This window comes from Mesorhizobium norvegicum, from assembly GCF_004919685.1.
GTDB classification, from domain to species: Bacteria; Pseudomonadota; Alphaproteobacteria; order Rhizobiales; family Rhizobiaceae; genus Mesorhizobium; species Mesorhizobium norvegicum.
This window is the reverse complement of sequence record NZ_SMYZ01000034.1, coordinates 1-14,008: the sequence shown is the minus strand read 5'-3', so window position 1 is coordinate 14,008 and position 14,008 is coordinate 1. Positions and strand designations below refer to the sequence as shown.

At 63.5% G+C, this 14,008-nt stretch carries 18 protein-coding genes; 4 read left to right on the top strand and 14 right to left on the bottom strand.

What is annotated here, in order from left to right:
- Positions 1-25 precede the first annotated feature (25 nt).
- The 14 genes from FCU66_RS13110 to FCU66_RS13050 form a co-directional block, all read right to left on the bottom strand.
- Entirely contained in the window at positions 26-670 is a 645-nt protein-coding gene (locus FCU66_RS13110; RefSeq protein ID WP_168991727.1) for an SCO family protein, read from the bottom strand.
- On the bottom strand, positions 639-1,115 hold the full coding sequence (locus FCU66_RS13105; protein WP_136616212.1) for a copper chaperone PCu(A)C: 477 nt from the start codon (positions 1,113-1,115) through the stop codon (positions 639-641). Before FCU66_RS13105 ends, FCU66_RS13110 begins: the two co-directional genes overlap by 32 nt.
- Positions 1,116-1,125: 10 nt before the next feature.
- Positions 1,126-1,755 carry an SCO family protein gene (locus tag FCU66_RS13100; protein WP_246093883.1) on the bottom strand — a complete coding sequence of 210 codons (630 nt, stop codon included), beginning with the start codon at positions 1,753-1,755 and terminating at the stop codon, positions 1,126-1,128.
- A complete protein-coding gene (locus FCU66_RS13095) occupies positions 1,752-2,501 on the bottom strand; it encodes a TlpA family protein disulfide reductase (protein ID WP_136616211.1) in 750 nt (249 codons plus the stop codon). The genes FCU66_RS13100 and FCU66_RS13095 overlap by 4 nt, the downstream gene beginning before the upstream one ends.
- Positions 2,498-2,896 carry a hypothetical protein gene (locus FCU66_RS41920; RefSeq protein WP_246093882.1) on the bottom strand — a complete coding sequence of 133 codons (399 nt, stop codon included), beginning with the start codon at positions 2,894-2,896 and terminating at the stop codon, positions 2,498-2,500. Before FCU66_RS41920 ends, FCU66_RS13095 begins: the two co-directional genes overlap by 4 nt.
- 13 nt (positions 2,897-2,909) lie before the next feature.
- A complete protein-coding gene (locus tag FCU66_RS13085; RefSeq protein WP_136616210.1) occupies positions 2,910-3,437 on the bottom strand; it encodes a TlpA disulfide reductase family protein in 528 nt (175 codons plus the stop codon).
- Positions 3,434-4,045, bottom strand: coding sequence for a DsbE family thiol:disulfide interchange protein (locus FCU66_RS13080; protein ID WP_136616209.1), 612 nt, complete (start codon positions 4,043-4,045; stop codon positions 3,434-3,436). Before FCU66_RS13080 ends, FCU66_RS13085 begins: the two co-directional genes overlap by 4 nt.
- A complete protein-coding gene (locus tag FCU66_RS41100) occupies positions 4,032-4,205 on the bottom strand; it encodes a hypothetical protein (protein WP_168991726.1) in 174 nt (57 codons plus the stop codon). The genes FCU66_RS13080 and FCU66_RS41100 overlap by 14 nt, the downstream gene beginning before the upstream one ends.
- 12 nt (positions 4,206-4,217) lie before the next feature.
- Entirely contained in the window at positions 4,218-4,658 is a 441-nt protein-coding gene (locus tag FCU66_RS13075) for a DUF411 domain-containing protein (protein ID WP_136616208.1), read from the bottom strand.
- Between the two features lie 33 nt (positions 4,659-4,691).
- Entirely contained in the window at positions 4,692-5,132 is a 441-nt protein-coding gene (locus tag FCU66_RS13070) for a DUF411 domain-containing protein (protein WP_136616207.1), read from the bottom strand.
- A 30-nt stretch (positions 5,133-5,162) separates the two neighbouring features.
- Positions 5,163-6,599 carry a multicopper oxidase family protein gene (locus tag FCU66_RS13065; RefSeq protein ID WP_136616206.1) on the bottom strand — a complete coding sequence of 479 codons (1,437 nt, stop codon included), beginning with the start codon at positions 6,597-6,599 and terminating at the stop codon, positions 5,163-5,165.
- A 135-nt stretch (positions 6,600-6,734) separates the two neighbouring features.
- Complete coding sequence (locus tag FCU66_RS13060; protein ID WP_246093881.1) at positions 6,735-7,202, bottom strand: hypothetical protein; 468 nt, start codon at positions 7,200-7,202, stop codon at positions 6,735-6,737.
- 33 nt (positions 7,203-7,235) lie between these two features.
- The gene (locus FCU66_RS41915) at positions 7,236-7,472 is read right to left on the bottom strand and encodes a GDCCVxC domain-containing (seleno)protein (protein ID WP_136616280.1); all 237 of its coding nucleotides are present in this window, start codon (positions 7,470-7,472) and stop codon (positions 7,236-7,238) included.
- A 24-nt stretch (positions 7,473-7,496) separates the two neighbouring features.
- Positions 7,497-7,949 (bottom strand): MerR family transcriptional regulator, encoded by a 453-nt coding sequence (locus tag FCU66_RS13050; protein WP_136616205.1) that lies wholly within the window; start codon positions 7,947-7,949, stop codon positions 7,497-7,499.
- A gap of 108 nt (positions 7,950-8,057) precedes the next feature.
- On the opposite strand from FCU66_RS13050, the gene FCU66_RS13045 reads away from it, so the two are divergent.
- The 4 genes from FCU66_RS13045 to FCU66_RS13025 all read left to right on the top strand — a co-directional run.
- Positions 8,058-10,199 carry a heavy metal translocating P-type ATPase gene (locus FCU66_RS13045; RefSeq protein ID WP_425462853.1) on the top strand — a complete coding sequence of 714 codons (2,142 nt, stop codon included), beginning with the start codon at positions 8,058-8,060 and terminating at the stop codon, positions 10,197-10,199.
- Between the two features lie 650 nt (positions 10,200-10,849).
- Positions 10,850-11,257 carry a FixH family protein gene (locus tag FCU66_RS13035; protein WP_136616203.1) on the top strand — a complete coding sequence of 136 codons (408 nt, stop codon included), beginning with the start codon at positions 10,850-10,852 and terminating at the stop codon, positions 11,255-11,257.
- Positions 11,254-12,699, top strand: a complete 1,446-nt coding sequence (locus FCU66_RS13030; protein WP_136616202.1) for an efflux RND transporter periplasmic adaptor subunit — start codon at positions 11,254-11,256, stop codon at positions 12,697-12,699. The genes FCU66_RS13035 and FCU66_RS13030 overlap by 4 nt, the downstream gene beginning before the upstream one ends.
- The coding region (locus FCU66_RS13025) for an efflux RND transporter permease subunit (RefSeq protein WP_136616201.1) at positions 12,696-14,008 on the top strand (1,313 nt) is incomplete at its 3' end. The genes FCU66_RS13030 and FCU66_RS13025, both read left to right, overlap by 4 nt.

The following is a 14,008-nucleotide window of genomic DNA, read 5'->3' as shown; positions in this document are numbered from 1 at the left end:
GAAGATTGGTGCATGTCCGATATTCCTAGGTTCCGCCGAGCAGTGTTCGCAGACGTTTTGCAATGTCCAACGGGCCAGCGGTTGAAAGGAGGGACGACGAGTAAGACCCATCCGGGCGGACGACATGGATGGTTGCTGTGTGGTCCATAAAGTAGTCGTCGCCAATCACGCGCTTCGCGTAATAAATGCGATAGGCTTTCGCCGCACTCGCGATCTGGTCCGTGCTGCCGGACAAACCCAGTATCCGAGGATCAAAGGCGTTGGTGTAGTCGACGAGCACCGGCATGGTGTCGCGCTCCGGGTCGACCGAGATGAAGAGCGGCTGGACACCTTTGGCGAGCGTCCCGAGTTGGCTCATCGCCTCGGCGATGCTGCTGAGTGTTGTCGGGCAGACATCCGGACAATGGGTGTAACCGAAGAAGATCAGCAGCCACTTGCCGCGGAAGTACCGATCCGAGACTTCACGCCCGGTCGCGGCATTGACCAGTTGGAACGGCCCCCCCACCATTGGGCCCTGGCGCCGATGCAGCCAAACGACTGAGGTGACGGCAACAGCCAGCAAGAGCACCGCGATGATCAGGCCCCAGGGGCCCCGCATCGAGACCGGTTGCAGACCTGCCTGAACCGAGCCGGACATTTCAGTTGCCGTTGCCGGCTTGACTGCCGGCATCGCCCGTCGCACCGATCCCCAGCACCCGGGCATCCACTTCGATTGCATCGGCTTTTTCGAACGTCAGGGTGAGCGATACGGTCTCGCCCTCCTTGAGTTGGTGCTTCAGCCCAAGCAACATCATGTGGATGCTGCCAGTCTTGAAGACGACCGGGATGCCGGGGTGCAGATCGACAGCCGAAAGTTGGGTCATCTTGGCCACACCGTTATCAATCGCCATGGCGTGAACCTGAATTTTTTCGGCAACTGGACTCGTCACATTCAGCAGTCGATCTTCACCTGGTCCGCGATTTGTGACGGTAAGATAGGCGCCTCCCGTCACCGCCATCTTGGGCGTCGCCCGTGCCCATGCCTTTTCGACCACGATCTGGTTCGGCTCGGCACCAGCGCTCCCGACGCAGAGCAGGCCAAGGGCGAGCACAAGAGCTGCGTAAATGGTTCTCACTGCTTCACTCCTAAGTTGGACGATCGGCGATCAGCTTGCCTATCTTGTCGGCCATCTGTTCGCCGGGCGCGGTGCCCTCGACCACGTCCGCAAATTTGCCGTCCGGGTCCATGAGATAGAAATATGCGCTGTGGTCGACGACGTAGTTGTCGCCCTGCTCTTTGTGCAGCTGATAAAACGCACGGTAGGCTTTGGCCGTGGCATCGATTTGTGCCCGCGTGCCCGAGAGCCCGACAATGCGGTGGTCGAAGGACTCGAGGAAGGCCGACATCACCTGGTTCGTGTCGCGGTCGGGATCGACGGTGATGAACAGCGGCTGGATTTTCCCTGCATCTTTCCCAAGCGTCCCAAGTGCCACGCTCATGTTGCTGAGGGCTGTCGGGCAGGCGTCGGGGCAAGATGTGTAGCCGAAAAAGATGGCGAGCCATTTTCCGCGATAGGTCTGGTCGGTTACAGTCCTGCCGTCCGTCGCCGTCAGGGTGAAAGGGCCGCCTATATCCGGAGTACCGGTCGACACGCCCTTCCAGGATTTCGCAGCCTCCGGAGGCGGCCGGACGATCATCAGCGTGGCCAGCGCGGCGATATCGAAGGCGACCAAAAGAGCGAAAAGCGCGAAGATCCATTTGATGCGGCGGATCATTTCGCGCTCCCATCGGCTGACAGGCGCATGTGTTTGCGAAGCAGATCCATGCTGGCCGGACTGTCCCATTCGGCTGGGCCGATCCTCCTCCCGATCTCCTGGCCCTGTTCGTTGAGAAGCACGGTCGTTGGCAGGCCCGGGGCGCCGATGAGACCCAGGGCAGCGCCCGATTGATCGGCATAGATGCCGAGCGATTTCAGCCCAAGCTCCTGGTAGAACTGCCTGACGACAGGAATGCCCCGATTGTCGATCGACAGCGTCAGCACAAGAAACCGTGACGGATCGAACTTCGCCTGCAAGCGGTCGAGAGACGGCATTTCCTTGCGGCAGGGTACGCACCAGGTCGCCCAGATGTTGAGGAGCACGGGACGGCAACGAAAATCACGTAGCGAAAGGGCGCGGCCGTCGCCGTCGACGAACTGGATGTCCGGCAGGTCGGCGGGGCGATCCCGGAATAATAACTGCAACCTTTCTGCAGACCTTATCGCATTCGCTTCAAACTCGGCACCGGCTACGTCCTGGCTCGAAAATGTCAGGTAGAGTTCATAGGATAGGGCCGCTGCAAGAATCATCGCCAGAGCGAGCGACAGGCCAAGCACCAGCCTTTGAGCATGTTTCAGATGACGAAGCTCGGTCGCCTGGCCATCGTTGGGAGCGTCCGGGATCATTTTAGCTCGTGTATCCGGGTCGGATCCGGTGCCGTCAGCAGGACCGGTGTTTGCGTACCCATGGTGGTTCTCCTTCACCGAGCCCTTTGGCAGCAGCCTTTATCGGCCGTACGAACTGGTCCGAACGAGGCGGAAGCGGGGGGATTCGCGGCTCCCGGTTCATCGGATGGAGCTGCAAGCTGGAGCGGGCCCGTCTCTTGGTCCGTGCTGCGGGTCGCTGATTGCGATCCACCCATCATCCGGTTCATGCACAGGCCAAGCGCGCACATGGCCACGCAAGGCAGGACGCCAAGCAGCACCGGCGCGATACCGGCGGCGACCAGCCACGACCACTTGAAGGCAAGGCCGGCGACAACAACGGCCGCACCGGCGGCGATCAGGCCGCGCCGCCCGCCGAGAGTGGAGCGGAGAGTGGATTGGAAGTTGCGGCCCGGTGAAGCCTGCCGGGCCTGGGTCAATTCTGTCGTCGTCATGTCATTTCCTTTCTCAGTTGGCGGCGATACGGCCGCGGATGAAGTTGATCATGTCGTGAGCGTCCCACTCGGCCGGGCCGATGAGCCGGCCGATTTCCTTGCCTTTGCGGTCGATCACCAACGTCATCGGCAGGCCCACCGCGTCGAGCGCGAACATGGCCTTGGCCGATGTGTCGATGTTAAGCGCAAGGTTTGTGACGCCGATCTCGGCGTAGAATTTCTTCACGACGTCCGGCCCCTTCCGATCCATCGACAGCGCGACGACCTCGAAATCCGGCCCGCCGAGTTTGGCCTGCAGCCGATCGAGCGTCGGCATTTCCTTGCGGCAGGGCGCGCACCATGTCGCCCAGATGTTGAGCAGCACGACCTTGCCGGAATAGTCGGCAAGCGTTTTCGGTTGGCCGGCGCCGTCCATGAAGCTGATCTCTGGCACCGTTGCGGGTGTGTCGAGAACGGCAAGATTCTGCGGCGCCTCTGTTGCCGCTGCGGGTTGCGCCACGGCGAGCAACGCGCCGAGGAGGGCGAGAGCAAGCATCTTCATGGCTGCTGCTCCTTCGCCTCGGCCCGCAGCCGCTCGACCAGCGGCAGGATCGTCTTCTGAAGCGCCTCTTGCGTCACCGCGCCGATGTGCTTGTAGGCGATGCGGCCGTCGGCGCTCACTACGAAGGTTTCCGGCACGCCATAGACGCCCCAGTCGATGGCGACGCGGCCGCTCAGGTCGGCGCCGGAGCGCGTATAGGGATCACCCATCGTGTCGAGCCATCGCTCGGCGTCATGGGGCCGGTCTTTGTAGTTGAGACCATGCAGCGGTACCGTCCCGCTTGCCGCTAATTGCATGAACACGGGATGCTCCTCGCGGCAGGCCAGGCACCAGGACGCGAACACGTTGACCAGCGAGACCTCGCCCCGGAGGTCACCACTCGACAAACCGAGCGTGCGGCCCTGGACCGGCGGCAGGCTGAATTCGGGCACCGGCTTGCCGATCAGTGCCGACGGAATATCGGACGCGTTGCGCGTGAGCCCCCAGCCGAGCAGGATGGCCATGCCGGCGAAAATTGCCGCCGGCATGAAGACCGCAAGCCGTCGCCCTGTGGCGCGCCGGATGACCGGCGCTCCCGCATCGGATCGGATGATGTCACCGCTGGTCATGATCCCCTCGTCCGATCGTGATTCCGTGGCCCGTCAGCACGTATCTCGCCAGCGCCGCGATGGTGAGCACCAGAAGCAACAGGAAGAGCATGCCGGCGGCTGACAGGAACATCATGGCGAGCCACGTCCTGGCCGGGCATTCTGGCATGTCGGCCAACATCGCCGTGCCCTTTCACTCTGTCGCGTAGACCGTGGGCGCCTTGCCGTCCTTGGTGAAGGCATAGATCGTCCAGGTTCCGTCTTTTTCGCCGCCCATTCCGGGCGCGCCCGCCGGCATGCCGGCAAGCGTGATGCCGGTGATTGCAGGGCGTTCGGTCAACAGCTTCTTGACGATATCGACCGGCACCAGGCCGTCGACGATGTAGCCGTCGACCATCAGCGTGTGGCAGCCCTCGAGGTCGGCGGGCACACCGGCATCGCTGCTGATCTGCGAGAGGTTGTTGACCGGCTTGATGTCGACCTTAAATCCATTGTGCTCCAGGTAGTTGGCGTAGGATTCACAGCAGCTGCATTGCGGATTTTTGTACATCACCGCGTTGATCGTTGCAGCAAACGCGGGCATCGGCGTCGCGACCAGCAACGAAAGGGCGGCGAGGCGGTAGGTCAGGTTCATTGAAATCTCCATTGGTTGCAGGAATTCGGGCTGTTATTCCGTCGCGTAGATGGTCGGTGCCTTGCCATCCTTGGTGAACGCGTAAATCTTCCAGCTCTCGGTTTTCTGCCCGCCCATTCCCGGCGAGCCCATCGGCATGCCGGCCATGGCGATGCCGGTAATGGCGGGGTGCTCGGCGAGCATCCTCTTGATCAGATCGACCGGCACGAAGCCGTCGACCACGTAGCCACCGACGACGACGGAATGGCAGCCTTCGAGATTGGCCGGAACGCCGAGACCGGCGCTGACCTGAGACAGATCGTTGGTCGGCTTGATGTCGACCTTGAAGCCGTTCTGCTCAAGATAGGCCGCGTAGGTCTCGCAGCAGCTGCAACTGGGGTTCTTGTACATCACCGCCTGGATCGTCGCCGCGAATGCGGGCAGCGGCGTTGCGACAAGGACGGCGATGGCGGCGAGGCGATAGGTCAGTTTCATTTCAGTCTCCTTTGGGTAAGCGGTTCAAGTTCATTTGACGCGGAACACGGTCATCAGGCCGGCCATCTGATGGTCGGCGACATGGCAGTGCAGCATCCAGTCGCCGGGATTGTCGGCGACGAAGGCGCATTCGATCACATCCTTGGGGGCCAGCAGCACGGTGTCCTGCCATTGCCGGTGTGGCACGGGCGCGCCGTTGAGCGACAGCACCAGCATGCCAAAGCCGTGGATGTGCATCGGGTGCCACCAGGCGGTCTCGTTGCGCATCGTGAGGTGGCACGTGGCGCTCCGTTCGAGCGTGAACTGCGGTGCCATGCCGGCGTGGCCGTCGCCGGTCATCGACATGCCGTTGATCGCCCAGGCGGCACCCCCGTTCATGCCGGGCATTCCCATGCCCATCATGCCGCCGACGCCCTTCAGCTTGCCGCCGCCCATCATGCCGCCCTGCAACACGATCTCCTGGTGCACGGCGTTCGCGAGGTCCGGCGCGGGTAGCGGATTGCGCGGCAGGCCGACAGGCGCATCAAGAGGATGTGCGCGCAACGGCGCCGTTTTGTCATAGGCGAGATTGGTGAGCGTATAGGCAAGGCCGTCATAGAAGTCGTCTATCACCGCGTGACGGCTGCCGGGGTCACCCAGCATGTCGAGCACGATATCGATGCGCATGGCTGGCGCCAGCACCAGGCGGCCGCCCTCCGGCTGATGTGGGTCGCAGGGCTGGCCGTCGACCGCGACGACGACCGGCCGGTGGCCTTCGAAGCGAAGCGCCATCATGCGGGCCAGCGAGGCATTGGCGAGCCGCAACCTGACGCGCTCGCCGGCCCTCACATTCTGATCGCCCGGCGCAGTGCCGTTGATGGTGACGAGGTTGCCGACTCGGCCCGACATCGACGCATCCATGCCGCTGCCGAAGCCGCCGGCGATCTGGCCGTCGGCGGCGAGTCGCCAATCTTGCAACAGCCAGAGCAGGTCGCGGTCGACGGCGACGGGCTCGGCCTCCTCGATGATGAGCGGGCCGGCAAGCCCGCGGCCGAGTTGCACCAGGCTGTCGGCATGCGGGTGGTACCAGAAGGTGCCCGCATCTGGCGGCGTGAACTCGTAGACGAAGCTCGTTCCCGGCTTGATGGGCGGTTGGGTCAGGCCGGGCACGCCGTCCATCGCGTTCGGCAAGCGAATGCCGTGCCAGTGGACCGTTGTGTCCTCGTCCAACCCGTTCTCGATGGTGATGCGGACGGGCTCACCCTGCCGCAGCCGCAGCGTCGGCCCGGGGACGGTGCCGTTGTAGGTCCAGACAGCGGTAGATTGGCCGTCGACGCCGTTGAACAGCGCCTGGCCCGGCGCAACCTTGATCTGGCGTTGGTCCACGGCCGAGGCGCGCGCGGGACGCAGCGAAGCGGACACGGCAGCGCCCGCCACTGCCGCGAGAAACCCGCGGCGGGATATGCAATAGTGGAAATCGTAGTTCACCCTTCTAGCCCTTTGCGATCTCGATCGATGGCGGGCATGCCGACATCGACTGGATTGCCATGCGTGCCCGCGGCGCTTCTTGCGCGCGCAGGCGATCAGGCGCCGGGAATCAGCCGTAAGACGGCTGAATCGGCGTCAGGCGCTGGGTCTGGGAGGGTATGGGTCGGGCAGGGAACTTCGCCCGTACCGGAACGGTGTGGGCAGCGCTGACGGCTGCCGCAAGCGGGGAGCTGTCGTCATGGCAAGGCCCTGCGGCAGCACCGCAAGCACGGGCGCGATGCAGGTCGGCGAACAGTGTATCGGATTGCCGTTGTCACCGAAGTCCTTGAGGCAGGCCTTGCAGTCGCCCTTCATGCCGACATCGGCCATCTTGCCCATGCCTGCAATGTCGGGCATCGCCATGCCGTCGTCGGCCGTCATTGTCATCGTTGCAGACATGGCGCTGGCTTGAGCGGCGGGCAGGCTGAACCCGGCGGTCAGAAAGACCGCGAGCAGCATGACGAGCAGATGTTTTGGCGAAAGCCGGGCCACCATCCCTTTAGGCTGACCGCAAAGCGCGGCTTTTGCAAGTCCCAAGCCCGTGATCGCCAGCTGTTGCGACATCACGACCGCTCGGCATGGCTTGGCGCGAACTCGTCAACCCTGACAATCCTCGCCGCCGCAGGACGCCGGCCGTGCTCCCGCACGTGCCGCCTGGACCGGCGGACACGGCACATCTCCGTACGAGCAGAAAACGCAACAGTCTCCCGCCTTCGGCCGAAGCAGTGTCCCGCAACCCTTGCACTCGTAGAAAAACTGGCAGGCGTCAGCAGGCATCGTTTCGGAGGCCCGATATCCGCAATGGGGACAGGCAAGTGTGGATGTGAGTTGTATCATCATGCGGATCGCACCAACCTATCAGTGGCGGGGTTGTTCGCATTGATCGTGATCCGCCAGCACCTCGATAACCCGGCATTCGCAGACCTTCCCGTGCCTGCAGCCCTCGACCATATGCTCGAGCTCGGCTTTCAGGGCGGTGAGGCTGCGTATCCGCTGGTCCACTTCGACCAGCCGTGCCTGGGCGATGGCGTCAGCGGTGGCGCAAGGCTGGCCGGGATCGTCCTGCAAGGTTAGCAGCGTCCTGATGGCTTCGATTTCGAATCCCAACTCCCGAGCATGGCGGATGAAGGACAGCCGGCGCAGATCCTCCTCACCATAGAGACGCCGGTTGCCCTCGGTGCGTGGAGGCAGTGGCAACAGGCCTATCTGTTCGTAATAGCGGATCGTCGGAACCTTCACACTGCTGCGATCGGCGGCTTCGCCGATCGACATGGTCCTTGAGGCCACATTGCGCTGTCGAATGAGATTCATTTTTCGCTTGCTCCTCTAGTCGCTAGAGATTGTAGCGTGCCTTCCATAGTTCAAGGAGTAGCGAAGTTGATCTCAATTGGCACCCAGACCCGTTACCGTGTTGAAGGCATGGATTGCGCCAGTTGCGCCAGCAAGATCGATACCGCTGTACGGCGGATGCCCGGGGTCGAGGATGTGAACGTATCGGTCGCCGCCGGCACAATGACGGTACATCACGCTCTCGAAAGCGATCTTGCCGCGATCGAAAAGAAAGTCGCTGGCCTTGGCTATGGCGTGGCTCGGCTCAGGGGCAAAAAGGACAATCATGAACATACCAGCGCGGACCATCAGGACCAGGACGAGGGACTGGAAGGTCTGCATGGTCACGATCACGCGCCGGCCGCGGGACCGTGGTGGGAGAGCACCAAGGGTCGCCTGACCATCGCCAGCGGCGCTGCGTTGGCAGCCGCATTTGCGGTCCACTATGCATTGCCGGCCACCGGTGTCTGGATTTTCATAGCTGCCATGCTGATCGGCCTGGTGCCTATCTCTCGCAGGGCGGTGATGGCCGCGCTCGCCGGCAGTCCGTTTTCAATCGAAATGCTGATGACCGTGGCGGCGGTCGGCGCAGTCATCATCGGCGCTGGCGAGGAAGCGGCGACGGTGGTCTTCCTGTTCCTCGTCGGCGAGTTGCTGGAGGGCGTGGCCGCCGGCAAGGCGCGGTCGAGCATCCAGGCGCTCACCGCGCTGGTCCCCAAGACCGCCCTGCTCGAAGAAAACGACTCTACTCGCGAGGTGCCGGCCGAAAGTCTAGCCGTTGGCGCGATGATCCTGGTTCGCCCGGGCGACCGTATCCCGGCTGATGGCGAGATTGGCGAGGGCGGCAGCGCCATCGATGAATCGCCAGTTTCGGGCGAAAGCATCCCGGTTCGCAAGGGCGTAGGCGATACGGTCTTCGCCGGCACCATCAATGGCGACGGCCTGCTGCGGGTGAAGGTGACGGCCGCTGCCGCCGACAATACGATCGCGCGGGTGGTCAAGTTGGTCGAGGAAGCGCAGGAAAGCAAGGCGCCGACCGAGCGCTTCATCGACCGGTTCTCACGCTGGTATATGCCCGTCGTGGTCGCCATCGCGGTCTTGGTGGCCGTCGTTCCACCGCTGTTCCTCGGCGGCGGTTGGAGCGAATGGATCTACAAGGGGCTGGCCCTGCTGCTGATTGGTTGTCCCTGCGCGCTGGTCATTTCAGTACCAGCGGCAATCGCGGCCTCGCTTTCGGCCGGAGCAAGACGGGGCCTGCTCATGAAAGGCGGCGCGGTGCTGGAAGGACTCGGAAAGATCACCGCCGTGGCGCTCGACAAGACCGGCACGCTGACCGAAGGCAAGCCCCAGGTGACCGACGTCGTGGCGATTGGAGTCAGCGAAAGGGAGGTGATGTCGCTGGCCGCGGCGCTGGAAACCGGGTCGAGCCATCCGTTGGCCCTTGCTATCCTGCAAAGAGCAAAGGCCGATCGTGTGCCGGTGCCGCCGGCATCGGAGGCCAAGGCGCTTGGCGGCAAGGGCGTCGTCGGTCGCGTCGGCGGCAAGAGCGTGTTTCTGGGCTCGCCGAGCGCTGCTAGCGATAGGGGCCTGCTGCCGGCTGACCAGGTGGCAAGAATCGCCGCATTGAACGACGAAGGCAAGTCGGTGTCGATCCTGCTGGTCAACGATGCGCTGGCCGGTTTCATCGCCATGCGCGACGAGCCTCGGCCGGACGCGCAGGCCGGTCTCAAGGCGCTGACCGATGCTGGTATCAGGATTATCATGCTGACCGGTGACAACAAGCGCACGGCTGCGGCGATCGGCAAGCAGTTTGACATTGAGGTGCGTGCGGAGCTGATGCCAGAAGACAAACAGCGTATCGTCGGCGAACTGAAAGGGCAGGGGCTGACTGTCGCCAAGGTCGGTGACGGCATCAACGATGCGCCGGCCCTTGCGGTAGCCGATATCGGCATCGCGATGGGTGGAGGCACCGATGTCGCCCTGGAAACCGCCGACGCGGCGATGCTGCATGGCCGTGTCGGGGATGTCGCGGCGATGATCAGGCTTTCTCAAGCCACCATGGGCAACATCAAGCAGAACATAACCCTCGCGCTCGGGCTGAAGGCGGTATTCCTGGTGACGACCGTGGTCGGAATCACCGGCCTGTGGCCCGCTATCCTTGCCGATACCGGCGCGACTGTCCTGGTGACGGCCAACGCCATGCGACTGTTGCGCTGGAAGGGTAGCGCGTAAGGGTCGGCCGCCCTCAGCAACGTCCGGCAGCTAGGCCGTGCTGGCGGCGCAAGTCCCAGGCGGCTGGCCATCACCTGACGGAAACGTGAGCGTTTGAGGACCTTTTCTTGCACTGCACCATATGCCATAGAGCCTGTGTGAAATTCTGGACCGCATTCCCCCGGCTGCTTTCGATTCTAGCCGTCGTGAGCCTTCTGACCGTGCCGATGGTGACACCGTCCGCTGCGATGATGATGGTTGTCGGCCCTACGGCGACAATGGCGGATATGGCATCCATGTCGGACGGCATGCCGTGCCCTTCGGACCAGAGGCAGCAGCCTTTGCCCGATTGCCAGAAGTCCTGTCCCCTCGCGACCCTGTGTGTCGCCAAGTGCTTTCCGAGCGCGTCGACGACCGCAGCAATCATGCTGACCCGGCTGTCTGCGGCTAACGTGATCGCGCCTGGCAATAGCGTCGGACGGGATCTCCTGCCTAACCCGCCGCCTCCAAGACCTCCACGAACCTGAATTCATCAACGGCTCATCGGGGCCGTTTGTCGCCGCGCGGCTGAACGCCTCGCGGCGAGAGACCGTGGTTTTGGCGTGAGCCTGGCCACGAACCTGCCGTGCATCTCCGCGCGGCCAAATGATGAACTTTGGGAAAATCTGACAATGAACTTTTGCAGTGTGAAGCACGTCGCAGCAGCGGCGCTGATCGGGCTTGCTCTCGGTGGTGCCAATTCGAAGGCCTGGGCTGGGATCGACGACTATGAGTTTCAACTCGTTCAAAACGCGATCAAGAAAGGCGATGCCGCGATTGTCGCGGTCCGCCTCGTCGACAAGCGCTCCGGCAAGGTGGTGCCCGACGCGGTGATTTTTGCCAAGCGCGTCGACATGGCGCCGGACGGTATGGAGATGATGACGGCGCCAATCGAGTCGTTGCCCTCGACGGAGCCCGGCATCTATCGGTTCAAGGCCAATCTGATGATGCCAGGTGGCTGGCGCCTGTCGCTCGGCGCCAAGGTGCAGGGCGAAACCGGCTCTCTCGAAAACAAGCTCGAATTCAAGGCCATCCCATGAGTCGCGGAGGCCGTACTGTCCTCACCCTCGCCGCCATTTTGGCGGCGGGGGTCGGAGGCTATTGGGTGGGGCACCGCGATCTTACGCTGCCTGCCACTCCCTGGCTGCAAGCTGTCGCCTGGCTCGAAGGCAGTGCGACGCCCCCGGCGAGCGCCAACCCTGCGCTCACCGGACCCGTGATCTATTACCGCGATCCCGACGGCTCCCCGGCCTATGCGGCAGCTCCGAAGAAGACCGCCGATGGGCGGGACTTCCTGCCCGTGTCGGCGGGGGAGGAACTGAGCTTCGAGGACAAGCCGCCGGCCGCCGCTGCGACCGTTGCCGCGACTCCCGCGAACGGCGAACCGAAGCGGGTCTTGTACTACCGCAATCCGATGGGCCTTCCGGACACCTCGCCGGCGCCGAAGAAGGATTCGATGGGGATGGATTACATCCCCGTGTATGCGGGCGAGGATGAAGACGGTTCGACCGTCAAGGTCGCGACAGGCAAACTGCAGCGCACCGGCGTTAGGTCAGAGATCGCCGCCGAGCAGGTGATAGTTCGTCCGGTGCGAGCTCCCGGCACCGTGCAGCTTGATGAACGGCGCATCACCGTGGTCGCGACGCGCTCCGATGCCTTCATCGACAAGGTAGCGGACGTTACTACCGGTGATCGGGTCAAAAAAGGCGAGCCGCTGATGCGACTGTATTCGGCCGAGATCGCCGCGGCGAGCGCCCAATACCTTACCGATCTGAACGGAAGTGGCCGTGCCTCCGCCGGGGCTCGCCAGCGCCTCGAGAATCTTGCGCTCCCACCCGACGTGATCGCCGCAATCGACCGCACCCGCCAGGTTCTGACTTCCATCACCTGGACCGCGCCGCGCGATGGCGTCATCCTCGAGCGCAATGTGGTCGAAGGCATGAAGGCGTCGCCCGGTGATGTGCTCTTCCGCCTCGCCGATGTCTCGACCGTCTGGATCCTCGCCGACGTACCCGAATATCAGCTGGCAGCCGTGAAGGTCGGCGCCGTCGCCACGATCCGGGTGCGAAGTCTGCCTGGCCAGAGCTTCAGCGGCCATGTCGCCCTGATCTATCCGCAGGTCACCAGGGAAACGCGCACGACCAAGGTGCGGATCGAGATCCCCAATCCGGATGGTCTGTTGCTGCCGGACATGTATGCCGATGTCGAGATCGGCAGCGGCAGCAATGCCCCGGTCGTCGCTGTCCCCGACAGCGCGGTGATCGACACTGGCACGCGGCAGATCGTGATTCTGGACAAGGGCGAAGGCCGGTTCGAGCCGCGAGAGGTCAAGATCGGCCTTCAGGGCGGCGGCTTGACCGAAATCCGCAATGGCGTTGCCGCTGGCGACCGGGTCGTGGTCGCGGCGAACTTCCTGATCGACGCCGAGAGTAATCTGAAGGCTGCGCTGAGCGGCATGACGAACCCGGAGACTGCGCCATGATCGCCCGGCTCATCGCGTGGTCCGCACGCAATCTCGTCCTCATCTTCGTCGCCACGGCCTTCGCGGTGGCCGCCGGAGCCTACGCGCTGAAGACGCTTCCGCTCGACGCCATTCCGGACCTCTCGGACGTCCAGGTCATCGTCTACACCGAATATCCCGGCCAGGCGCCGCAGGTGGTCGAGGACCAGGTCACCTATCCCCTGACCACGGCAATGCTGACCGTGCCGAAGTCCAAGGTTGTGCGCGGGTTCTCCTTCTTCGGCGTGTCCTTCGTCTATGTCATCTTCGAAGACGGTACGGATCCCTATTGGGCACGGTCGCGCGTGCTCGAATATCTCAACGCCGCCGCGCAGCGCCTGCCGGCTGGCGTCACGCCGGGTCTCGGCCCCGATGCGACTGGCGTCGGTTGGGTTTACCAGTACGCCGTCGTCGCAAAAGACATGACCCTCGCCGAACTGCGGTCGCTGCAGGACTGGGTGGTGCGATACGCTGCCTCCAAGGCGGAGGGGGTCGCCGAGGTCGCGAGCGTCGGCGGTTTCGTCAAGCAATACAACATCGTCGTCGATCCGTTGCGGCTGCGCGCCCAGGGCGTCTCGCTGTCGATGGTCCGTGACGCCGTGCGCGCCAGCAACCGGGATGTCGGCGGACGCACGCTGGAGCTTTCCGAATTCGAGTTCATGGTGCGCGGCCGCGGCTACATCAAGTCGACTGCCGATATCGAAGACATCGTCCTGAAAACGGACCAGGGCGTGCCTCTGCGCCTCAAGGACGTCGCCAAGGTCGAGATCGGTCCCGACGAACGGCGCGGCATCACCGAACTCAATGGAGAAGGCGAGGTCGCCAGCGGCATCGTCCTGCAGAGGTTCGGGGCCAATGCCCTGACCGTGATCGAGAACGTCAAGCAGCGTTTGAGCGACATCGCCGGCAGCCTTCCTGGGGGCGCCGAGATCGTGCCGGTCTACGACCGCTCGCATCTTATCGAAGCGGCGATCGAGACGTTGAAGCACACGCTGGCCGAGGAAAGCGTCATCGTCGCCCTGGTCTGCGTCGTGTTCCTTCTTCACCTGCGCAGCGCGCTGGTCGCCATCCTGATGCTGCCAGTCGGCATCCTGATGGCGTTCGGCGCCATGAAGGCGATCGGGCTCGGCTCCAACATCATGAGCCTCGGCGGTATCGCCATCGCCGTTGGCGCCATGATCGACGCCGCTATCGTCATGATCGAGAATGCCCACAAGCACCTGGAGCGTGCTCCGCCCGGCAAGCCGCGAGTCCAGATACTGATCGACGCCGCGAGCGAGGTCGGCCCGGC